General features: G+C 65.0%; 18 protein-coding genes, 1 other RNA gene and 1 pseudogene. 10 read left to right on the top strand and 10 right to left on the bottom strand.

The window, feature by feature from the left end; all coding sequences use genetic code 11:
• The first annotated feature begins 146 nt into the window (after positions 1-146).
• The gene (gene yihA, locus BFX80_RS17015) at positions 147-836 is read left to right on the top strand and encodes a ribosome biogenesis GTP-binding protein YihA/YsxC (RefSeq protein ID WP_084209501.1); all 690 of its coding nucleotides are present in this window, start codon (positions 147-149) and stop codon (positions 834-836) included.
• Positions 837-1,012: 176 nt separating this feature from the next.
• On the opposite strand, the gene BFX80_RS17010 is transcribed toward yihA, so the two are convergent.
• From BFX80_RS17010 to argH, 8 genes and pseudogenes are all read right to left on the bottom strand, one after another.
• Positions 1,013-1,462: a hypothetical protein gene (locus tag BFX80_RS17010; RefSeq protein ID WP_084209500.1), complete on the bottom strand. Its 450-nt coding sequence runs from the start codon at positions 1,460-1,462 to the stop codon at positions 1,013-1,015.
• Positions 1,463-1,684: 222 nt separating this feature from the next.
• On the bottom strand, positions 1,685-2,407 hold the full coding sequence (locus BFX80_RS17005) for an HAD family hydrolase (RefSeq protein WP_084209499.1): 723 nt from the start codon (positions 2,405-2,407) through the stop codon (positions 1,685-1,687).
• Positions 2,407-3,465, bottom strand: coding sequence for a tyrosine recombinase XerC (locus tag BFX80_RS17000; RefSeq protein WP_084209498.1), 1,059 nt, complete (start codon positions 3,463-3,465; stop codon positions 2,407-2,409). Before BFX80_RS17000 ends, BFX80_RS17005 begins: the two co-directional genes overlap by 1 nt.
• Positions 3,462-4,253, bottom strand: a complete 792-nt coding sequence (locus BFX80_RS16995) for a DUF484 family protein (protein WP_077379546.1) — start codon at positions 4,251-4,253, stop codon at positions 3,462-3,464. Before BFX80_RS16995 ends, BFX80_RS17000 begins: the two co-directional genes overlap by 4 nt.
• A 70-nt stretch (positions 4,254-4,323) precedes the next feature.
• On the bottom strand, positions 4,324-5,154 hold the full coding sequence (gene dapF, locus BFX80_RS16990; RefSeq protein WP_077379544.1) for a diaminopimelate epimerase: 831 nt from the start codon (positions 5,152-5,154) through the stop codon (positions 4,324-4,326).
• Entirely contained in the window at positions 5,154-6,425 is a 1,272-nt protein-coding gene (lysA, locus tag BFX80_RS16985; protein WP_084209497.1) for a diaminopimelate decarboxylase, read from the bottom strand. The genes dapF and lysA overlap by 1 nt, the downstream gene beginning before the upstream one ends.
• 134 nt (positions 6,426-6,559) lie before the next feature.
• A pseudogene (lptM, locus tag BFX80_RS18325) lies at positions 6,560-6,694 on the bottom strand (LPS translocon maturation chaperone LptM); the annotation flags it as partial.
• Between the two features lie 92 nt (positions 6,695-6,786).
• Positions 6,787-8,181, bottom strand: coding sequence for an argininosuccinate lyase (argH, locus tag BFX80_RS16975; protein WP_084209847.1), 1,395 nt, complete (start codon positions 8,179-8,181; stop codon positions 6,787-6,789).
• A gap of 282 nt (positions 8,182-8,463) precedes the next feature.
• Here argH and hemC point away from each other — a divergent pair, with 282 nt between their 5' ends.
• The 5 genes from hemC to BFX80_RS16950 all read left to right on the top strand — a co-directional run bounded on the left by hemC (position 8,464) and on the right by BFX80_RS16950 (position 14,126).
• Positions 8,464-9,411 (top strand): hydroxymethylbilane synthase, encoded by a 948-nt coding sequence (gene hemC, locus BFX80_RS16970; RefSeq protein ID WP_240499623.1) that lies wholly within the window; start codon positions 8,464-8,466, stop codon positions 9,409-9,411.
• Positions 9,412-9,445: 34 nt separating this feature from the next.
• On the top strand, positions 9,446-10,339 hold the full coding sequence (locus BFX80_RS16965; protein ID WP_084209845.1) for a uroporphyrinogen-III synthase: 894 nt from the start codon (positions 9,446-9,448) through the stop codon (positions 10,337-10,339).
• The gene (locus tag BFX80_RS16960; RefSeq protein ID WP_084209496.1) at positions 10,340-11,905 is read left to right on the top strand and encodes a uroporphyrinogen-III C-methyltransferase; all 1,566 of its coding nucleotides are present in this window, start codon (positions 10,340-10,342) and stop codon (positions 11,903-11,905) included.
• On the top strand, positions 11,902-13,125 hold the full coding sequence (locus BFX80_RS16955) for a heme biosynthesis HemY N-terminal domain-containing protein (RefSeq protein ID WP_077379537.1): 1,224 nt from the start codon (positions 11,902-11,904) through the stop codon (positions 13,123-13,125). The genes BFX80_RS16960 and BFX80_RS16955 overlap by 4 nt, the downstream gene beginning before the upstream one ends.
• Before the next feature lie 407 nt (positions 13,126-13,532).
• Positions 13,533-14,126 carry a DUF2780 domain-containing protein gene (locus BFX80_RS16950; protein ID WP_084209495.1) on the top strand — a complete coding sequence of 198 codons (594 nt, stop codon included), beginning with the start codon at positions 13,533-13,535 and terminating at the stop codon, positions 14,124-14,126.
• 139 nt (positions 14,127-14,265) lie between these two features.
• On the opposite strand, the gene ybiO is transcribed toward BFX80_RS16950, so the two are convergent.
• Entirely contained in the window at positions 14,266-16,725 is a 2,460-nt protein-coding gene (gene ybiO / locus BFX80_RS16945; protein ID WP_167593067.1) for a mechanosensitive channel protein, read from the bottom strand.
• A gap of 427 nt (positions 16,726-17,152) precedes the next feature.
• Between ybiO and BFX80_RS16940 the strand changes: the two genes are divergently transcribed.
• The 4 genes from BFX80_RS16940 (at position 17,153) to BFX80_RS16925 (ending at position 21,379) form a co-directional block, all read left to right on the top strand.
• The gene (locus tag BFX80_RS16940; RefSeq protein WP_077379531.1) at positions 17,153-18,109 is read left to right on the top strand and encodes an ABC transporter substrate-binding protein; all 957 of its coding nucleotides are present in this window, start codon (positions 17,153-17,155) and stop codon (positions 18,107-18,109) included.
• 155 nt (positions 18,110-18,264) lie between these two features.
• Positions 18,265-19,233 carry a FecCD family ABC transporter permease gene (locus tag BFX80_RS16935; protein WP_077379982.1) on the top strand — a complete coding sequence of 323 codons (969 nt, stop codon included), beginning with the start codon at positions 18,265-18,267 and terminating at the stop codon, positions 19,231-19,233.
• A gap of 49 nt (positions 19,234-19,282) precedes the next feature.
• A complete protein-coding gene (locus BFX80_RS16930) occupies positions 19,283-20,386 on the top strand; it encodes a FecCD family ABC transporter permease (RefSeq protein ID WP_077379528.1) in 1,104 nt (367 codons plus the stop codon).
• 132 nt (positions 20,387-20,518) lie between these two features.
• On the top strand, positions 20,519-21,379 hold the full coding sequence (locus BFX80_RS16925; RefSeq protein ID WP_084209493.1) for an ABC transporter ATP-binding protein: 861 nt from the start codon (positions 20,519-20,521) through the stop codon (positions 21,377-21,379).
• 87 nt (positions 21,380-21,466) lie between these two features.
• Here the strand turns inward: BFX80_RS16925 and ssrA are convergent.
• Positions 21,467-21,821: a transfer-messenger RNA gene (gene ssrA, locus BFX80_RS16920) on the bottom strand.
• Positions 21,822-21,951: the final 130 nt, after the last annotated feature.

Below are 21,951 nucleotides of genomic sequence, written 5' to 3'. Positions count from 1 at the left end.
CTTCAGGGCGCGTTAATGTGCCTGCCGCCTGCCTGTCGAGCTGACAGCGCCAGTGGTGCTCTATTCCGTTTCACCGGCCGTTTCTTCTGCTCTCACGTGATGTCGCGCGGGCGAGACGTCCGCCATCAACAGGTATTCAGATTCTCATGGCCGAGTCAGCCACTCCGTCCCCCAAGCTTCACTATCGTCAGGCGCGCTTCTTGATCAGCGCCGCCACCCTGGCCCAGTGCCCGACGGATGTCGGCGCCGAGGTGGCCTTTGCCGGTCGCTCCAATGCTGGAAAGTCGAGCGCCATCAATGCCCTGACGTCCCAGAAGGCGTTGGCGCGTACCTCCAAGACGCCTGGCCGCACTCAGCTGATCAACTACTTCACCATCGGTGAAACGGGCCGCCATCTGGTGGATCTGCCCGGCTATGGCTATGCCAAGGTGCCGGACAAGGTGAAGCGTGAGTGGCAGTCCCATCTGTCCAACTACCTGCGCAACCGCCAGTCGCTGCGCGGCCTGGTGCTGCTGATGGATGTGCGTCACCCGCTGTCCGAATTCGACCAGATGATGCTGGGCTGGGCCGATGAGGCACAGATGCCGGTGCATATCCTGCTGACCAAGGCGGACAAGCTGAAGCGTGGACCGGCAGCGGCGAGCCTCCAGAAGGTACGGCACGCCCTCAAGGAGTGGGAAGACCTCGTCACCGTGCAGCTGTTCTCGTCGCTCAAGTATTCGGGAGTCGAGCAGGTGCACGCCAAGCTCGATGAGTGGCTGGCGGACCCGACGGTGATGGAAGGTGTCACGGAGGGTGAGGCCGATGAAGCCCCCCAGGACCCGTTCGACGACTGAGTCGTCCGTGTCATGACATGTGCTGCTGCACAAAAGAGACGCCGGTCACCCTTGGGTGACCGGCGTCTCTTTTGTGGGGCGTCCAGTTATGGAGCATCCAGTTAAGGGGCGTCCAGATCTCTGCCCTGGCGGGGTCGGTCACTTGTAACCGATTGCCTGTCACCGTTCATCGTTTCTCACATGAACAGGCTGGGAGTGGCGTTTTGCGACAGCAATCTCTGAGGGACCTGCGGCATCGCAGCCTGACTTGCCCGCACCTCGAAACGTGTCAGGTGGCCACCCTGGGAGCTGTCGGCAGGGGCATTCATGCTGCGTGCCCGCGGATCATCGCCCGACATGTCGATGATCGCCGCCGGTACCGAGGTCACGCCTCGCGTGGCGTTTTCCATGCTGGTTCGCGCACTGTAGACCGCCAGTACGATCAGCATGGCGCAGAGCACGACCTGTCCTGTGCCGATCAACACTCCCTGCCAGGCACTGGCATGCGGCAGGGCCAGCGGACCGGGATCCTGCTGGAATCTCTCGATGATGTCGGTGGCGTCGCGGGACTCGGCGTCGTCACTGATGGCGCGGGAATATTGCCAAGTCTGGCAGATGACACGCCGAGATGATGATTGAGTGCTCATGCTGTCCTCTCCAGTCGCGACGACATCGAACGTGAGTTCTCGGATGACCCTGGCAGGCCCGTGGAAGGCTGGGTCGTCAGGCACGAGAAACTTGTACAACAAATATGGTCTCTGCCATAAAGTTGTACAAGTTTTAATTTGTGTATCGCTTTTCTGGAACGTCAGTCCAGGTGACAGCAGGTAACCGACGGTCAGGTCTGGAAGGTCAGAAGCGCTGTCGTTTCATCGTGATGCATTCAGGTGCCGCAACAGTTCCGGAAGCTCCCGGACATGCGAGATGACATGGACTCCGGCGGGAACCGGCTCCGGCGCGCCACGCCCCTTCACGTCGATCCATGCCGCCTGCATGCCGAGACGTACTGCCGGCAGGGCATCTTCCTTCCATGAGTCGCCGACATGCAGCGTGGTGGAGGGGCGGCTGCCCAGACGTGCCATGGCGGCGAGGAAGGGGCGTGCATCCGGCTTGGGCGCCAGCCATTCGCCGGCGGCGATGCTGAACTCGAAATGATGGTCCAGCGCCAGGCGTGTCAGGTCGACATTGCCATTGGTGATGGCGCCGAGGCGGTAATGCCGGGCCAGTGAGTCGAGCAGCTCGCTGGCTTCCGGAAAGGGCTGCAATTCGTGGCGCAATGCCAGGAAGCGTTCGACGGCCGCATGTGACCAGTGATGGGCTTCCTTTTCGCCATGGCCGGCATCACGCAGCATGATGCGCATGGCTTCACGGCGCAGCCAGGTGAAGTCACCACGCCGCAAGGGATGTTCCAGCCCGAGTGCCATGCGGCGACGGGTATATTCCTCGAGGGGAAAATCAGTGGCATGACCGATCTCACCGTCCAGCCAGGCGTAGTGTTCCGTCTCGGCGCGCTCCATGATCGGGCGATTGGCCCACAGGGTGTCATCGAGATCGAAGGTCAATGCGGTCAGCGAAGGCGTCGTTACGGGCATCACAGGGGATCATCCTTGAGCGGAACATCAGCAGGGGAGGCGGCGTCAATGTCAGCCGGCGTTGCCTCTTCTGGCCCACGCTGGCGACGTGCACGGGGGTGCGCCTGGTCGTAGGCGCTGGCCAGCTGTTGCCAGTCGAGTCGGGTATACACCTGGGTCGTGGAGAGATGGGCATGGCCCAGCAACTCCTGCACGGCGCGCAGATCGCCACTGGATTCCAGCAGATGGCTGGCGAAGGAATGGCGGAGTCGGTGGGGGTGCAGGTGCTCCGGCAGGCCGCGTGTCTTCGCTTGCGTCACCAGACGAAGCTGCACGCCGCGTTGTCCCAGCCGCTGGCCTCGCTGGCCGACGAACAGGGCAGTCTCGTCAGCAGGCGCGAGTTGCCCACGCACCTTCAGCCAGGCATCCAGCGCCTGACGCGCTCGCGAGCCGATGGGCAGCTGGCGAGGCTTGTTGCCCTTGCCGCGCACGCGCAGGCGGCGTGTCTCCAGCATGTCGAGGTCGAGACTGACCAGTTCCGAGAGTCGCAGCCCCGAGCCGTAGAGCAGCTCCAGCATGGCCTGATCGCGGATCGCCAGTGGTGTGCCGTCGTGCGGGCAGTCGAGAAAGCGTGACAGGCTGTCGATGTCCACTGGACGAGGCAGGTGGTCCGGCAGGCGCGGTGTCTGTACCAGGCCCGCCGGGTTGTGCGCCAGAATGCCGTGATCGACCAGCCAGCCACAGAAACGACTGATCGCCGCGCGACGTCGGGCCAGTGAACGGGGGGCGAGCCCACGACTGCGTTCAGCGCCCAGGAAGCGACGCAGTGTCGGCACATCCAGGGCCTGCCAGTCTGCAGGAGGCCGAGCGGTGGTGCTGGTGTCGGCATCCACCGTGGTCTCGGCCGGTGAGGGGCGCAACATGAAGTGGATCAGTGCCTCGAGATCGCGCTGATAGGCGCTCACGGTCGCCGCGCTGCTGTCCTGGGCAAGATGGGCGAGAAACTGCTGGCAGGGGCGGGTCAGCGCCTGGCGTCTGGCAGTGTCGAGGGAGTCATCCGGGAGGTCAGAGGCGCTCATCGCGCGGCCTGATCATCACGCGAGGCAGCGGAGTCTGACGTGTGACTCGTCGCATGACGCCCGAGGCAGCGCGCCAGCACATCGCCGAGATATTCGGGGAAGAGAGTGTCGAGTCCGGCACGGAACTGCTCGGCCTCGGCACTGGCGACCACCAGATAGCCCAGACATTCGCCACGGGTCAGACGCACGATGACGGCGGAGCCGCGCGTGGCATCCGCCTGGCTGGCCTCGACCAGATCGTGGCACTCCGCCCCTAGCGGCCAGTCATGGTCCGGCAGCAGGGCTTCCCAGCGCGTGCGTGGCATCGCCAGACAACGGCTGGCGCGGCCTTCGAGCAGGCGCTCGAATTGCTCGGCACGCGCATCATCGAGCACCTGACGCGGTGGCTGGGTCGCGGGGCCGGCGCCGCGTTGCCACAGGCAGACGGCGGCGATGTCGAACAGCTCGCTGAGACGGGTTGCCAGAGTCTCCGCGAGGGCATCATCCGATTCGGCATCCATCAGATCCAGCACGATCTGACGCAGTCGCTGATAGCGGCTTTCATTGTCGCGGGCGGTATTGAGCAGCTCCTCGAGACGCGCCTCGGCCTGCTCGGTACGTCCGCGCAGGTCATGCACCAGCCGCTCCAGCAGCGAGACGCTGCCACCGCGTGCTTCGGGGTGTGGCACGCGCAGCTGCTGGAGCAACCCTTCCCGACCCTCGAAGAAATCCGGATGCGTGGCCAGCCACTCGGCGACCCGGTCCGGGTCCAGCGTGCGCGGGCGACGTGAGGCGGATGGCTCGGCCATATGGCTCTCCTTGCGAGGGTTGGCGACGGGACGCCGGCGCTTCGCGCAGGCGTCCCCTGTCAGCGGCGGCTTACAGGATGATGCGGCCTTCGAAGACGGTCTCGGCAGGACCGGTCATGAAGACAGGGTGACCTTCGCCGCCCCATTCGATGCTCAGGGTGCCGCCAGGCAGCGTGACATCGACAGGACTGGCGAGCAGGCCACGACGAATGCCGGAAGCGACGGCTGCACAGGCACCGGTGCCACAGGCCAGCGTCTCGCCGACGCCACGCTCGAAGACGCGCAGGCGTGCTTCATGGGGCGAGACGACTTCCAGGAAGCCGGCATTGACGCGCCTGGGGAAGCGCGGATGCGCTTCGATCAGCGGACCGACCTCTCGTACCGGTGCCTCGTCGACGCTGTCGACCAGCAGCACCGCATGGGGATTGCCCATCGAGACGACACCGATCTCCAGGGACTCGCCGCCGACCTCCAGCGCATGCACCGGCAGATCCGTCTCGGCCTCGAAGGGCAGCGCGGCGGGGGCGAAGCGCGGAGCGCCCATGTCGACGCGGACTCGCCCGTCATCGGCCACTACCAGTGTCAGCGGGCCACCGGCGGTCTCGACGCGGATCTCGCGCTTGGTGGTCAGGCGCTGATTGAGCACGAAGCGCGCAAAGCAGCGGGCCCCGTTGCCGCAGTTCTCGACTTCGCTGCCATCGGCATTGTAGATGCGATAGCGGAAGTCCATGTCCGGGTCACGGGGTGGCTCGACCACCAGCAGCTGATCGAAGCCGATACCGAAATTGCGATGCGAAAGCCGTCGGATATCGGCATCGCGCAGGCGGCCACGCTGGGAGATCAGGTCAATGACCATGAAGTCATTGCCCAGACCGTGCATCTTGGTGAAGTGCACCAGCATCAGTCATCACCTTCCGGCAGCAGTTGCTCACCGGTCCACAGTTCTTCCAGACGTTCGCGGCGACGCACCAGATGCATCTGGCCGCCATCCACCATCACTTCGGCGGGACGACAGCGGCTGTTGTAGCTGGAGGCCATCACGAAGCCATAGGCGCCGGAGGAGCGAACGGCAAGCAGGTCGCCCGGCGCGATGGCCAGTTCGCGGTCCTTGCCCAGGAAGTCGCCTGTCTCGCAGACCGGGCCGACCACGTCGTAGCTGGCGCTTGCACGTGACTCGCGCGTGTCGACGGGCACGATGTTCTGCCACGCCTGATACAGCGACGGACGGATCAGGTCATTCATGCCGGCATCGATGATGGCGAAGTTCTTCTCTTCGCCGGGCTTGAGGTACTCGACACGGGTCAGCAGGACGCCGGCGTTGGCGGCGATGGAGCGACCCGGCTCGAACAGCAGTGTCATCTCGTTGCCATGCTCGTAGCGCGCCAGGCGTTCCAGCAGGGCGCTTGCGTAGGCGAAGGGCTCCGGCGGCGTCTCGTTCTGGTAGGGCACGCCGAGGCCGCCGCCGAGATCCAGATGCTCGATGATGATGCCGCGCTCGCGCAGGCGGTCCAGCAGCACCAGCAGGCGCTCGAGGGAGTCGAGGAACGGCGCCAGCTCGGTCAGCTGGGAGCCGATATGACAATCGACGCCTACCACCTTGACGTGCTCCATGGCGGCGGCGGTCTCGTAGACCTCCAGCGCCTGCTCGACAGGAATGCCGAACTTGTTGGCCTTGAGGCCGGTGGAGATGTACGGGTGGGTGCCGGCATCGACGTCCGGGTTGATGCGCAGCGACACCGGTGCGATACGCCCGAGGCGACCGGCGACGGCATTGAGGCGCTCAAGCTCGGGCAGCGATTCGACGTTGAAGCACTTGATGCCCAGCTCCAGCGCGCGCTGCATCTCGGCGGCCTGCTTGGCGACGCCGGAGAACACGACCTTGGCGGGGTCTCCGCCGGCCTTGAGGACGCGCTCCAGCTCACCGGCGGAGACGATGTCGAAGCCGGCACCCAGACGTGCCAGCACGTTGAGCACCGCCAGGTTGGAGTTGGCCTTCACGGCGTAACAGATCAGATGCGGGTGGTCGCCCAGCGCATTCTGATAGGCCTTGAAGTGGCGCTCCAGCGTGGCACGGCTGTAGACGTAGCAAGGCGTGCCGAACTGCTCGGCCAGCGTGGCGAGAGAGGCGTCTTCGGCGTGCAGCACGCCATCCTGATATACGAAGTGATCCATGATCCGGCCTGCAAGATGTCGCGCCGGCGGGCATCACCCGCCGGAGATGTAAGGGGGGCTCAGGCGTCGCTGCCGGAAGTCTCGGTAGCGGCGGTGCGCTCTGTCTCGGCGGCAGCCGGTGCAGGGGCGGGTGCCTCGGCACGTTGACCGCCGGCATCGGCGTCCGCCGGCAGATACAGCGGGCCCTTCTGACCGCAGCCGGTCAGAAGGCCTGCACCCAGCAGCAGGCCCGCAAGGGTACGAAGGGCGTGACGGGCGGACTGGCTCATCAGATGACGCATCGGGCGGCCTCCTGGCAGCTGACGATGAAGCGGTGAGGGCCTGACGGTGCATTACACGGTCAGGCCCCGACTTGACGGTTTCAGGCGCGGCTGGTCAGCGCCTCACGTGCACGCTGCACGGCAGCACGCACCTGATTCGGCGCGGTGCCCCCGATGTGATTGCGCGCCGCGACGGAACCTTCCAGCGTGAGCACGTCGAAGACGTCCTGTTCGATGGTGTCGGAGAACTGCTTGAGTTCATCCAGCGTCATCTCGGACAGGTCACGCTTCTGCTCGATGCCGAAGGCGACGGACTTGCCGACGATCTCGTGGGCATCCCGGAAGGCGACACCCTTGCGCACCAGGTAATCCGCCAGGTCAGTCGCGGTGGCGAAGCCCTTGCTGGCCGAGGCGTACATGTTGTCGGACTTGGCGCGGATCGCCGGAATCATGTCGGCGAAGGCGCGCAGGCTGCCGCGTACGGTATCGATGGTATCGAACAGCGGCTCCTTGTCTTCCTGATTGTCCTTGTTGTAGGCCAGCGGCTGGGACTTCATCAGGGTCAGCAGGCTCATCAGGTGGCCATAGACACGGCCGGTCTTGCCACGCACCAGTTCCGGCACGTCCGGGTTCTTCTTCTGCGGCATGATGGAGGAACCGGTGCAGAAGCGATCCGGCAGATCGATGAAGTCGAACTGGGCGCTGGTCCACAGCACCAGCTCTTCGCTCATGCGTGACAGGTGCATCATCAGCAGGCTGGCGAAGCTGGTGAATTCGATGGCGAAGTCACGATCGCTGACGGAGTCGAGGCTGTTCTCGGTCGGACGATCGAAGCCGAGCAGCTCGGTGGTGACGTGGCGGTCGATGGGGAAGGTGGTGCCGGCCAGCGCCGCGGCGCCCAGCGGCAGCACGTTCATGCGGGTACGGCAGTCACGCAGGCGGTCCTGGTCACGGGCGACCATTTCCTGCCACGCCAGCAGATGGTGGCCGAAGGTGACCGGCTGAGCGCTCTGCAGGTGAGTGAAGCCCGGCATGATGGTGTCGGCTTCCTGTTCGGCCAGGCCCAGCATGCCTTCCCGCAGACGCGTCAGCTCGGCGTCGATGACGTCGATCTCGTCGCGCAGGTAAAGGCGGATGTCGGTGGCCACCTGATCATTGCGTGAGCGACCGGTGTGCAGCTTCTTGCCGGTGTTGCCGATCTTGGCGGTCAGACGTGCCTCGATGTTCATGTGCACATCTTCCAGCGCGACGGACCACTCGAATTCGCCGCGAGCGATCTCTTCGCTGATCTCCTTCAGTCCTTCGATGATGGTGTCGCGCTCTTCCTCGCTCAGCACGCCGACGCCGGCCAGCATGGTGGCGTGGGCGATGGAGCCACGAATGTCGTGCTGCGCCATGCGCTGATCAAAATCGACGGACGCGGTGAAGCGGGCCACGAAGGCATCGGTCGGCTCGCTGAAGCGGCCGCCCCAGGACTGATTGGTAGATTCGCTCATCGGGATCTCGAATTGTGGTGACATGTCCAGAGTTCGGCGTCCGGTGCACGGTCGCGCAGCCGGTATCGTTGACCTTGGAGTGTACCAGACTCCGTCGGATGGGCGAGGGGGGCGCGCACCAAGATGCGTTGCGGCCAGGGAGGCGTGTCATCGTGACGCTTCCGGGGATTTTCCCCTTGGCCATCAGTGGCTTTATGATGACGGTATCCGGTGGCGGTCAATGTTGGCCGTCACGAACGTTTCGACTGTCGCGCCAGCGTCGCGCGTCCCAAGGAGAATGCCGTGTCCCGCCGTGAGACCCTGCGTATCGCGACCCGCAAGAGCCTGCTTGCCCTGTGGCAGGCTGAACACGTCAAGGCACGTCTGGAAGCCCTGCATCCCGGCTTGACGGTCGAGCTGGTGCCGATGTCCACGCGGGGCGACAAGATTCTCGACACGCCGTTGGCCAAGATCGGCGGCAAGGGCCTGTTCGTGAAGGAACTGGAAGAAGCCATGCTGGATGGCCGCGCCGACATCGCCGTGCACTCCATGAAGGACGTGCCGATGCATTTCCCGGACTCGCTGGGGTTGGCCGTAATTCTCGAGCGCCATGCGCCCACCGATGCGTTCGTCTCCAACGACCACGCCAACTTTGACGCGCTCCCCCGGGGGGCTCGCCTGGGCACCTCCAGCCTGCGTCGTGGCCTGCAGGCCAAGGCCGCCCGTCCGGATCTCGAGGTGCTCAGCCTGCGCGGCAATGTCCAGACGCGTCTCGGCAAGCTGGATGCCGGTGAGTTCGACGCCATCATCCTCGCCACCTCCGGCCTGCAGCGCCTCGAACTGGATGCACGCATCACCGCCGAGATGGACGCCGAGACCTGTCTGCCGGCCTGTGGACAAGGCGCGCTGGGCATCGAATGCAACCTGCAGGACGAGGAGATTCTTGCGCTGCTCGAGCCGCTGGCTCATGAAGACTCCAGTCGTTGCGTGCTGGCCGAGCGCGCCATGAATACGCATCTGGAAGGTGGCTGCCAGGTACCGATCGGTGGCTATGCCGTGCTGGAAGAGGGTGGCAGGCAGCTGTGGTTGCGGGCACTGGTCGGCAATCCCGATGGCAGCGTCATCCTGCGTGCCGAGGCGCGTGGTCCGGCCGATACGCCCGAAGCGCTGGGCATCGCCGTGGCGGAAGATCTGTTGCAGCAGGGGGCCGGCGAGATTCTGGCGGCGGTCTATGGCGATGCGCGTGACTGATGGCGCCCGCCATGCGGAGGTGGAGGACCGGGCGATGCCTCGCGCGGCATCGAGTGCGCGGTCGTCTCTTGAAGTGCTGACGACGCGTCCGGGCTCGCGCGGTGCCGTGCTTGATGCGATGCTGAGAGACGTTGGCTGCGCCGTGGAGTGCCTGAAGCTGATGGCGCTCGAGCCGCTGCCGCTGGAGCCCGCCGGGCGTCAGGCGATTCTCGACATCGACCTCTATCGAGGGGTGGTAGTCATCTCGCCTCAGGCCGCCGGCTACCTGGCGGACTGGCTGGAAGACTGGTGGCCGCAATTGCCCGAGGGGCTTGCCTTCTACGCGGTGGGCTCCGCGACGGCAGAGGTACTCCACTCACGCCTCGGCGTTCGGGTGAGAGTGCCGCCACACGCCACGCGTGGCGCACATGTCGAGGTGGATGCCCCGGTCGGCACGACCAGCGAGGCCCTGCTCTCGCTGCCGTCCCTGCAGCAGCTTCAGGGGCAGCGCTGGCTGCTGGCGGCCGGAGAAGGCGGGCGCGCCCTGCTGGAGGACACCCTGGTGGCACGCGGTGCCCAGGTGACGCGTCTGGCGCTTTATCGACGCCTTCCGTTGGCTTTGTCCTCTCAACAGGCTGGCCGTCTGGCGGCGGGCGCGTATGATGCAATGGTGGTGACCAGCAATACGCTGCTTGAGGCGGTAGTGACCTCGGCAACGACGCGGACCTTGAACCAACCGCTAATCGTGTCGAGCAACCGTTTGGCTACACTGGCACACGCTCATGGGTTCGAGCGCGTGACGGTCGCCGCGGATGCCTCACCCGGGGCCCTGAGGCAGGCAGTGCTGGATGCCTGCGCCCCGACTCGCCATGCGAGAGAGACCGGCGCCACTGCGCCTGGTCCGCGCGAGGCCATCGATTCCCAAGAATCCGGAAAAGGGCAAGCGTAGATGAGCAACCGAGAACACGATCAGGAAGACCACGGCTCTGCCGGCACCACGCCAGGCAAGCCGAGCGACAAGGATGCTGCCGCTCGCGCATCAGATGCCTCTTCCGCTCCCGGCGAACACGCCGAAGACACTGCCTCTGGCCGCCCTGGCGCCGAGGCCTCCCGTTCGTCCTCCTCTTCCTCGTCATCCGCCACGGCTGACGCCCCACGTGAGCGACGCTCGCGTGGCGGGCGCAACCGTCGTGGACGGGGAAAGGGACAGGGCAGCTCCTCCTCTTCATCCTCCACTGCCAGCGAGTCCACGCCCGTGAGCCAGACTTCCGACGATAACGCCTCGACGCCTTCCGGCGCGAAATCTCCCTTCCCGAAGCAGTCCGATACCGCGTCTGCCGCCGAGACGACCACTGCCTCGACGGCGTCCGGCAAGGGCGCTGCCTCAGGCAAGGGAGGGGCTTCAGACAAGAGCGGCGTGACGGGCAAGAGTGCCGGTGCCACCGTGGGTGGCGCGGGAGGAGGCACGCCGCCGAGCGAGCCGCAGGGCAGCAAGAAGAGTGCTGCCGGCGGCATCGCACTGGTGCTGGTCATTCTTCTTGCCATCGTCGTCGCGGTACTGGCCTGGTTCGGCTGGCAGCGTCTGAACGCCCTGCCGGATGCCCAGGGCCTCGACAAGCAGGTCAGCGAATCCGTGACCCAGCAGGTCGGCCAGGTCGAGAGCAAGGTCGCCAGCCTGTCCGGCAAGCTCGACAAGAACGCGTCGCAGGTCAGTGATCTCGACAAGCGTCTGTCCGGCGAGAGCCAGCAGACCGAGCAGGCGCTCAACAAGGTGCTCGAGGAGCTCAGCAAGACCCAGCAGACCGATGCCCGCGACTGGCATTACGCGGAGGCCGAATACCTGCTGCGTCTCGCCAATCAGCGTCTGCAGCTGGAGCGTGACGTGAACGGTGCCGACGCACTGCTCGAGAACGCCGATGCGCGTATCGCAGAGGCGGACAACCCCGCCCTGCTGCCGGTTCGCAAGGCGATCCAGTCCGAGCTGGCCAGCCTCGACAGCGTGCCGCGTGTCGATCGCAGTGGCATCTACCTGGCGCTGCTCGCCGAGCAGGAACAGCTGGCGCGTCTGCCGCTCAAGCAGGACGTGGCCGAGATCGCCGCCAAGGTCGAGAACGACGCTCCGCCCACCGGCGGCTGGCAGCAGCAGCTGGCGCGCTTCGGCAATGAGCTGAAGAATCTGGTCACCGTGCGTCGTCACGATGAGGCGCTGGAAGCCCTGATCACGCCGGAGCAGGAATCCTATCTGCGCCAGAACGTGCGTCTGGTGCTCGAGCAGGCCCAGCTGGCGCTGCTCAAGGAAGAGCCGAAGCTGTATCAGGCGGCCATCGACAAGGCGATCACGCTGGTCAACGGCTACTACGATACCAAGACCGATGGCGTGCAGAATGCCGTCGCCAAGCTGGAAGACCTCAAGGGCAAGACCATCCGCCCGGAGCTTCCGGATATCTCCGCGTCTCTCAACACGCTGCGTGAGCTGATCGAACGCCGCGCCCAGTCCGGGGGTGGTGAGGCATGAGAAAACTGATACTGCTGATCATCATCGGCCTGGCCATCGGTGCGCTGTTCGGTCAGCTGATGCAGTCGTTCCCCGGCTATTGGCTGATTCGTGTCGGTGATACCTCGGTCCAGACGTCCTTCTGGTTCGGGCTGGTGCTGCTGCTGGGCGCCTTCGTGGTACTGCATTTCGGCCTGCGTCTGCTGTCGCGTTTCGCGCATCCGTTCTCGCGCCTCAAGGTGTGGAACAGCCGCACGCGCCATCGCAATGCCACTCGCAAGACCGTGCGTGGCCTGGTGGCACTGGCCGAAGGCCGCTGGAAGCGTGCCGAGAAGTCGCTGACCCATTCTGCGGAGGACTCCAGCACACCGCTGGTCAACTATCTGTCCGCAGCACTCGCCGCCCACTATCAGGGGCGTTTCGAGCAGGCGGATACGCTGCTCAAGCGTGCTCATGAGTCCACTCAGGGCTCCGAGAGTGCCGTGGGGCTGGTGCAGGCGCAGCTGATGCTGGATCGCCAGCAGCACGAGCAGGCACTCGCGACGCTGACGCGTCTCGACAAGCAGCTCGGCGAGCACCCGCAGGTCCTCAAGCTGCTCAAGCAGGCGTATCTGGCGGTGAATGACTGGGATGGCCTGCGTCGCCTGATGCCGCGTCTCGACAAGCAGGACCTCATCTCGCCGGAAGAGAAGAAGGAACTGGAACAGCGCGCCTACGTGGCACTGATCCAGCAGGCCGCGCGCAATCCGGAAGACATCGAGCGCGTGCGCAACCTGTGGGCCGACATGCCGGACCACCTGCGCAGCGACGTGAATCTGGTCGCCCTGTATGCCGAGGCATTGATCGCCGGTGGGCAGGAAGGGCTGGCAGAGCGCCTGCTGCGTCACTCGCTGAAGGAATGCTGGGATTCACGTCTGGTGCTGCGCTATGGCCTGCTGGACGTGGATGCGCCGCGTCAGCTGGTGTATGCCGAGAAGTGGCTGCAGGAGCGTCCGAATGACCCGGACCTGCTGCTGTCGCTGGGTCGACTGGCATTGCGCAATGCCAACTGGGGCAAGGCGCAGGAGTATTTCGAGGCCAGTCAGCGTCAGCGTCCGAGCGGCACGGTGTGTGCCGAGCTGGCACGTCTGTTCGCCAACCTTGGCGAGCACAACAAGAGCCAGCTCTACTACCGCCAGAGCGTCGAGCTGCTGGATCGTTCACTGCCGGCGCTGCCGCAGCCCAGCAAGGACAACGCCTGATCGACGCCGCCCGTCGGGCGGCGCTGCACATTGTTTCCTCATTTCGCGAGAAGATGAAAAACTGCCGCCGGCCAGGTCTCTGGTCGGTGGACATTGGTTACTCTCCGGGTATCCGCGTTCATGCCATGGCGTGACGGGATACCCTTCTTTTTGCCTGTCAGATGGCGCTTTTCCCCCTCCGTGGTGGTGCGGGTCTGAGCCGGTAGCGGTCTCGGGCGGCCCTGCAAGACTCGGGGTTGCAGACCCTGCAACCGGCGATCCATGCCCGCCGTGGGGCGCTGGGCACCCATGGCGCTGGCTGTCGGCATTTCCTCCGTGCGATGATTCCGCGTGATGAATGATCTGCCGTCACGGCAGGCCATTCCTGAGCCTTGTTCGGCTTATCCCCAAGACATAATGGAGTCTGCATGTTGCAAAAGTCCCTGGCCCTGATGGGCGCCTCCGTACTGGCCGTGTCACTTGCCGGCTGTGCCGCTACCGGCAACAGCTCTTCTGGCAACACCGCCAGTTCCTCCAGCTCCTCCAGCTCCTCCAGCTCCATGATGAGCCTGGCCAGCAGCATGCTGAGCAGCCAGACGGGCCAGTCCCTGCCGGCAGCCGACCTGATGTCTAGCCTGACCTCCCAGCTGGGCGTGTCTTCCACCCAGGCGCTGGGTGGCTCCGCTGCCATGCTGGCACTGGCTCAGTCCCAGCTGGGTTCCAGCGCGACCTCCGAGCTGTCCAGTGAAGTGCCGCAGCTGTCCAGCCTGACCAGCAGCAGCTCTCTCTCGACCCTGTCCAGCCTTGCCAGCCTGAGCGGCAATGACAATGCCACGGCATTGGCCAGCACCGTCGGCAATGTCGATGACAGTGCGTCTCTGGACAGCGCCTTCTCCGCGCTGGGCATGGACAGCAGCATGGTGTCCCAGTTCGCGCCGGTGCTGCTCAGCTACATGGGTGGCGAAGGTGTCAGCTCGACGCTGCTGAGCTCACTGTCTGGCCTGTGGGGCACCGGCTCCTGAGCCAGCCTCGCGCATGAGGTGTGAGGCATCGGTTTACGCCCGCACATGAAAACGCCCCCGAGCCATTGGCTCGGGGGCGTTTTCGTTTCAGTCCGGCGCCCATCGCAGGCAGCCGTGTCGGGATACCCCGGGCGCGCGATCAGTCGCCGTCGGCATCCGGTTGGGTGGTCTGACGGATGCGCTGTTCCTCGGCATCCACGACTTCGCCGTCCTTGGTGGCATGGCGGGTCAGCGGGGTCTCCTCGCGACGCTGAGCCACCTTGGCGGCGGCCTCACGCTGCTCGGGAGTCTTCGGCTGACCGGCGGCGGAGCCATCGATCACGAATGGTTCATGCATGGTGCGAACGTTGGCCGGCGGCGCACCACCGTCCTTGTCCTGACCGAAGTACATGGTCATGTGCGGGAACGGGATCTCGATGCCGGCGGCGTCGAAGTGCTGCTTCACGAGCTTGTTGTACTCGCGGCCGATGGCCCACTGGTTGCCCGGGCTGGTCTTGATCATCACACGGATGTTGACCGAGCTGTCGGCGAGCGACGAGACGCCAGCGATGGTGACCGGCTCGAGAATCTCCGCGCCATAACTGCTTTCCTGGAGTTCATCGAAGGCCGCACGCAGGTGCACGATGGCGTGATCGACGTTCTCGCGGTAGGAAATGCCGTACTCGCCGACATGGTAGGCGAAGTCACGCATGTAATTGGAGACGGTATCCACCGAGGAGAACGGCACGATATGGAAGGTGCCGGACAGATCGCGGATGCCCACCGAGCGGATGGTCAGGCGTTCCGCCGTCCCGGTCACGCCACCGGCGGTGACCACGTCACCGGTGTTGATGGCATTCTCGAGCTGGATGAACACGCCGGTGATGATGTCCTGCACCATCTTCTGGGCCCCGAAACCGATCGCCAGACCGAGCACCCCGGCACCGGCCAGCAGCGGCGCGATGTCGATGCCGATCTCCGACAGCACGATCATCGCGGTGAAGACGATCATCGCGATGGCGATGGCATTGCGGAACAGTGCCAGCAGGGTTTCCACGCGTGAGGAGGGCTTGCCCTTGCCGGTATCCGGATTGAGCTTGTGCTCGATCAGGCTGGCGATGCCGACCCAGATCACGACCGCGAAGGCGAGGATGAACAGCACATGGAAGATGCGTGACAGCAGCAGGGCCCCGGCGTCCGTTGCCAGCCAGTCGCCAAGCGCCACGATGCTCCAGGCATTCAGCACCATGCCGACCACGACGACCAGGATGATGGCGCGCATGATGCGCAGTGCGGTCGGGATGTAGGAGTTGAGGCGCGTCTCCAGCATCGGCAGCTGACCACGCAGCTTGTCGGACACCTGGATGCGCTTGCCGATCAGCTGCGTCAGCACGCGAGACAGCAGTGCCCCGCCACCGATGGCGAGCAGCGTCTTGAGCGTCGCGGCCATCATGAAGGGCAGCGCCTCTTCCGGTGTCGTCTGCGAGATGATGAACAGGGTCGCGAAGTAGGCCAGCGCGATCAGGTGCCAGGTACGCGCCAGAATGCGCAGGCAGACGGCGATGAAGGCATTGTGGGTCTCGCGGGCCTGATCGAGCAGGCGGTCACGCAGCAGAACACGGTTACGGCTGATGACCACGATGGCCCAGATCAGCGCGATACCCATGATCAGCAGGCTGACGAAGCTGCCCACGGCCGGTGCCAGATTGTTGTTGATCATCGGTACCACGACGAGGATACCGTAGCCGATGAAGCCGGCGAGCAATGCCAGTGAGCGATTCCAGTAGCGGGCGACCTCATCTCGCATCGGCATCAGGCGCAGGCCCTGGTAGCCGGAGGAGAACAGCATGCGCATCAAGGCCTTGACCAGCTCGATCACCAGATAGGCATTCAGGAACATCGACTCGCGCTGTCCTATCACGCCCTGTTCGCCATAGGCGAAGATGGCCAGCAGATAGCCCCCCAGGAACGCCAGACCGATCACGGCCACGTCGACGATCGCCGCGATGATCACTGCCATCAGGGTGCGCAGCAGCGGGCTGCGGTGCTGACCATCCAGCGACCATTGGCTGACGCGACTGAAGAGCGGATGGGCCAGCCGGCGCAGGATCAGGAACAGCCCGATGGTGGAGATGACCACCAGCCCCAGACTGATGGCTTCGGTCATGAAGCGCTCCCAGTCGATGCTGCTGGCATCTTCACTGCCGAGGCCGCTGAGCGTCTGGATCATGCGGTCCAGAGTGGCGGAAAGCTCTGCGACAAGCTCCTGGCTGATCTCGGCCAGCTGGCGAGACAGTGACGGTGAGTCCTCGCTCAGCGTGACTTCCGTCCCCGCCACCTCGGCTGCCTGTTCGCTCGTCTTGCTGTCCAGCTGGCGCAAGCCTTCAATCAGTGCCTCACGCTGGTCGGGGTCCTCGAGCAACGTCGCCAGACTCTCATAGGACGAGCTGGCGGCGTCAGCATCGCTGGCGGGGGCGGCATGCGCCAGGCCACTGACGCTGAGGCACAGCATGATCGCCAGTGCCATCAGGCCCTGTAACCAGCCGGCACTCAGGCGCGAGGCGATCGATGACGTTGCGGTTTGCGCGGGAGGGGAGTGGGGGGGGATCGGGGTCGCCACTGATGGCTTCTCCTGTCTGGTGAATGTCGGATGGAGATGGAGTCGAGTCATGCGGGCTCCCTGAGGTGACTCGGAGGCACCCGGATAGCTGAGCGTCTGCGCCTTTTGGACATCGGCATGGCCACGTCATACGTCAGGCGCTGTCGATTGGATGTGGGAGCGTGATGTGCGCATCCCGCGCACGCACTCTCCTGTGTTATCGGGGCGATTGCAGGTAACCCAACCCCCGATGACGGTATGCGAGAGATTCTTCAGCGCCACAGCCTGCGGCAGCGCTGCGCATCCTTCAAGCCTTGCTCACCGGATTGTTGCAATGTCGCGTTGCAGGAACTGATGTGGCCCGATGGCTGGACAGGCGGTATTGTTGCGATCAATTATTATTACCATCCGATCTCGCCGCTCTGATATTCGCTCCCTGGAGAAACGAATGACCCACTCTTCCCATGTGTTTGCTGTTCCTGCCCTGTCCCGCCTGCGTCGTGGGCTGATGGCGTCACTGGCGGTCGTGTTGATGGGAGCCACGGTGTCTGCCGAGGCTCGTGAGGTCCAGACCGCCTATGGTGAACTGGAGCTCGAGGGCACTCCGCAGCGCGTGGTCACGCTCTATGAAGGGGCATTGGATGTGGCGGTCGCCAGCGAGGTGACGCCGCTGGGCGCGGTCACCACGCGCGGCGGTGATGGCGTGGCCAGCTATCTCCAATCTCGGGTGCCGGAGATCGAGATCGTCGGTACACCGCGAGAGTTCAATCTCGAGGCCATCGTGGCGCTCAAGCCGGACATGATTCTGGCTCCCCCGGGGCTGGACAAGGCGCAATATCAGCTGATGTCGCGTCTGGCGCCGACCATCGTGCCAGGCGGGGAGGCGCTCAGCCGGGAGGCCTGGAAGCAGCAGAGCCGAGTCTATGCCCTGGCGCTCGGGGAAGAGGCCGAAGCGGAGCTCGAGGCGCGTCTGGCCGCCATCGACGCTCACGCGGCGCGCCTGAAGGCCGAGATGACTACACCGCAGACTGCCAGCCTGGTGCGTCGCATGCCGGGTGGCCTGATGGCGATGTCCGATGAGCTGTTCGCGACCGGCTTGCTCGCCGCGACCGGCTATCAGCTGGTGGGCGGGGATCTGGTCAAGCCGGGGCGTCCGCACTCCGACCCGCTGAGCGATGAGAACATGGCGCGCATCGATGCCGACACACTCTTCCTGGCGACCCTGGATGATTCCTCTGAGGCTGCCGCTGACGCCCTGGCGAAGGAGCCGGCCTTCCAGCGTCTCGAGCACGCATCGCGTGACAGTCTGGTCGGCGTCAATGGTCAGTTGTGGACCAGTGCCAGTGGCCCGCTGGCGGCCGAGGCGCTGCTCAAGGACATCGAGCAGGCGCGCAGTGATGGGTAAGCGGGACTGGCCCGTCTCGACTCATCAGGCGTCATGCCGTCAGGTCGGGAGGCAGCATGGCGGCTGAAGGAGCGTCCTCACGGCCTGGCTCCCCACAGACAGCTCTTCGCCCGGCGACCCGCAAGGTCGCCGGGCGTCTGTCGTTGGGGCAGGTCATGCCAGTGGCGTGTCTGGCGGCGGTACTGGCCTGCCTGGCCAGTCTGTTGTGGGGCGCGGGAGATATCGGCCCTGCCCAGGCGTGGGCGGTATTGATGGGGCAGGGCAGCGAGGAGGCCCGCTTCGTGGTCACCGAGCTGCGTGCACCGCGTACCGTGATCGGCATCGCCGTGGGCATGATGCTGGCCTGCGGCGGCGCATTGATGCAGGTGGTCGCACGCAATCCCCTGGCGGAGCCGGGGCTGCTGGGTGTCAGCGCAGGCGCGGCCTTTGCCGTCGCCATCGCCCTGTTGCTGGGGATGGAGGCCGCAGGCCTGCATGTGCTGGTGGCTCAGGCTGGCGCCTTGCTGGGCTGCCTGTTCGTGATGAGCACGGTGCGGCTGAGTGGTGCACGCCAGGACCCCGTGCGCCTGGTACTGGCCGGTGCAGCGCTTTCCAGCCTGCTGGTGGCTCTCACGTCGCTGGTATTGCTGATCGACCAGCGCGCGGCAGACGAGATCCGTTTCTGGGTCATCGGCAGTCTGGCAGGGCGTTCGCTGGAGGCGCTGGGTGGCAGCCTGCCGAGCCTCATGCTCGCCCTCGCGTTGACGCTGTGGCTGGTCAGGCCGCTGGCGGCATTGGCGCTGGGAGAGGCGGTGGCCAGTGGACTTGGCCATCACCCGGGGCGCGTGCGCAAGCTGACGGTACTGGTGGTCGCGTTGCTGGTCGGGGCCGCCACGGCCCTCGCGGGGCCGATCGCCTTCGTGGGACTGGCCGTGCCTTATGTCGCGCGTGCGCTGTGTGGCGCGGATATCCGCCGCACCTTGTGGTTGTGCCTGCCGCTGGGCGTGGTGATGCTGGTGAGCGCCGACGTGGTCTCGCGTCTGCTCGTTCGTCCTTCCGAGTTGCCGCTGGGCGTGCTGACCACGCTGCTGGGCGCGCCGGTACTGATTGCCGTGGTGCGCGCTCGTCGCCTGCCGATTCTGTGAGTCAGGCTTCAATGCGCCGTTCTTCATGACAGATAACCCGGAAACGCCCATGTATCGCTCCGCTCCTTCTTCATCGGCCTCTTCTGATGCCGGGGTGCCTCGGCGCCAGGCATCATGCCCTGTCGCCACGGCACCGGCCGATACGTTCTGGTGGCGCTGCGGGCCCCTGTCGTTGCTGTGGCATCGGGCCCCATTGCTGGCCAACCTCGGTCTGCTGCTGGCACTGCTGAGTGCCTGCGTGGCCGCCTTGATGCTGGGCAGCGCGGGCCTGGGCCCCTACGCCGCCCTGAAGGCCGCGTTCGGCCATGGTGAATTCGCCGATGTCTTCGTGGTCCGGGAGCTGCGGCTGCCGAGACTGCTGGCCGGCCTCGGAACGGGCGCCGCCTTCTCGTTGGCTGGCTGTCTGATGCAGACACTGGCCAGCAACCGTCTCGCCACGCCGGGCATCATCGGCATCGACAATGGCGCGACCGCCTTTGCGGTTGCCTCCGTCGTCGGGCTCGGCGCCTCGCTGGCGCCACCGGCGATGGCACTGAGCGGCGCCGTGGTCGCCACGGCGCTGGCCTTCGGGCTTTCCGGTGGCATCGGCACGCGCGGCTATCGCTTCCTGGTCGCGGGGATCGGCGTCGGGGCGCTGTTCGGTGCCGGTACCCAGCTGATGCTGGCGCGGGTGTCCATCGATGTCGCCAACAGCGCCTATCCGTGGACGGTGGGGAGCCTCAACGCACGGGATGCCTCCTCGCTCGAATGGCTGGGGATTGCCTTGCTGCTGGCGGTGCCGGCGGCGTTGTGGCTGGGGCGAGGGCTCAATACGCTGCGCTTTACCGATTCTGTCGCCATCGGACTTGGTCAGCATGTCGCCCGTGTGCGCATGGCGACGCTGTGGCTCTCGGTACTGCTGACGGCCGCCGCGGTGGCCGTGGCCGGCCCGGTGGGCATGGTGGCGTTGGTCGGTCCCGAGATCGCCCGCTACCTGTCGCGCCACAAGGGAGTGCCCTTGCTGGGTTCGGCATTGGCAGGGGCGCTGGTGATGGTGCTGGCGGACCTCGCGGGACGCACGTTGCTGTCACCTCTCGAGATTCCGGTCGGTATCGTGATGGCGGTGGTCGGCAGCCCCTATCTGCTGTGGATCCTGCTGCGCAGCCCGCGCTAGTCAGGCTGTCCTGTCCGGCCGATGCCCCCATTCATCGTGTGGCTGACATGTCTGCATCAATGACATGAGAGTCGCCCGCAGCCCTCGCGGACCAATCGGGTCACGAGGGTCATCGTTTCAGGAGAATGCGCCATGAGCGCTGAACATCATCCACGCTGCGGGGACGCCGTGGACGCCACTCTCAAGGCCAGTGAGCTGTCGCTGGGGTATGGCAGCGGACAGCGGCATGTGGCCGTGATCGATGCGCTGACGCTGGCGCTGCCGGATGGCAAGGTGACGGCCATCGTCGGGCCCAACGGCTGTGGCAAGTCCACGCTGCTGGCCGGTCTGGCTCGCCTGCAGGCACCGCATGCCGGCGCGGTATTGCTGGAGGGCCAGGACATACGGCGTCTCGGGCGCCGTGATGTCGCGCAGCGCATCGCGTTGCTGCCCCAGGAGACGCACTCGCCGGAAGGCGTGACGGTGCATGAGCTGGTGCGCTTCGGTCGCCAGCCGCATCAGGGAGCCTTCCGTCAGTGGTCGCAGGAGGATCAGGTGGTGGTCTCGGCGGCGATCGCGGCCGCTGACATCGAGAGTCTGGCCGACCGTGAGCTGGCCTCCATGTCCGGTGGCCAGCGTCAGCGTGCCTGGATCGCGATGGCGCTGGCGCAGCAGACGCCGCTGCTGTTGCTGGATGAGCCGACCTCGGCGCTGGATCTCGGCCATCAGATCGAGGTCTTCGAACTGATCCAGCGGCTGGCCCACGAGGAAGGCAAGACCATCGTGATGGTGGTGCATGACCTGGCCAGTGCCTGTCGCTATGCCGACCACCTCGTGGCGATGCATGCGGGCAGCGTGGTCGCGGAAGGTCCGCCCTCCGAAGTGGTGACACCGGCGCTGGTGCGCAAGCTCTACGGTGTCGAATGCCGGCTGATTCCTGACCCCGAGACCGGTACCCCGCTGTTGATCGGCGTGCGGCGCACGGACGAGCGCCTGAGTGGCAGTGCTACCTGAGAGCGCCTGGCACGACTCGGCGCGCGGAATATCAGACAGCAGAAAACAAGAAGGCCTCCCCGAGGGGAGGCCTTCTTGTCACGGATATGGTGGAGGCGACGGGAGTCGAACCCGTGTCCGCCGGCACTCCGCCTTCGGCTCTACATGCTTAGTTTCATTATTTGATTTAACACGACTGCCGCCAATGAACAGGCTGCAGCAATGCGATTCTCTGAGTTTTAATCTCGACCTTAGAGACGTCGGCCAAGACGATCCTGTTTATACGGGCTCGTTCTCAATCCACCTTGAACAGGCGCAACGGTATCATGAGCAGCTTATGCAGCTAGAGCGTAGTTGTCGTCGTTTGCGACTATATATTTGCAACGTTTTATTTACGAGATACGTTACGATCTCGGCATGCACCTCAGGGTTTGCCACCAGCGTCGAATGCCAGAACGCCCCCATAACAGTGTTACTGCTTGCTGCTTTGCTACGGTGTCATCATAACAGGTGGAGACTGTGCTACGCCAGTTCAAGGCCTCAGGAATTTTTTCTGGTCTGACAGTGATTTGCCGTGATTCAAAGCCCTTGTC

The sequence above is a fragment of the Cobetia marina genome (assembly GCF_001720485.1).
GTDB lineage: Bacteria > Pseudomonadota > Gammaproteobacteria > Pseudomonadales > Halomonadaceae > Cobetia > Cobetia marina.
Note: the sequence above shows the minus strand (reverse complement) of the source record. Positions and strands in the feature narration are given on the sequence as shown.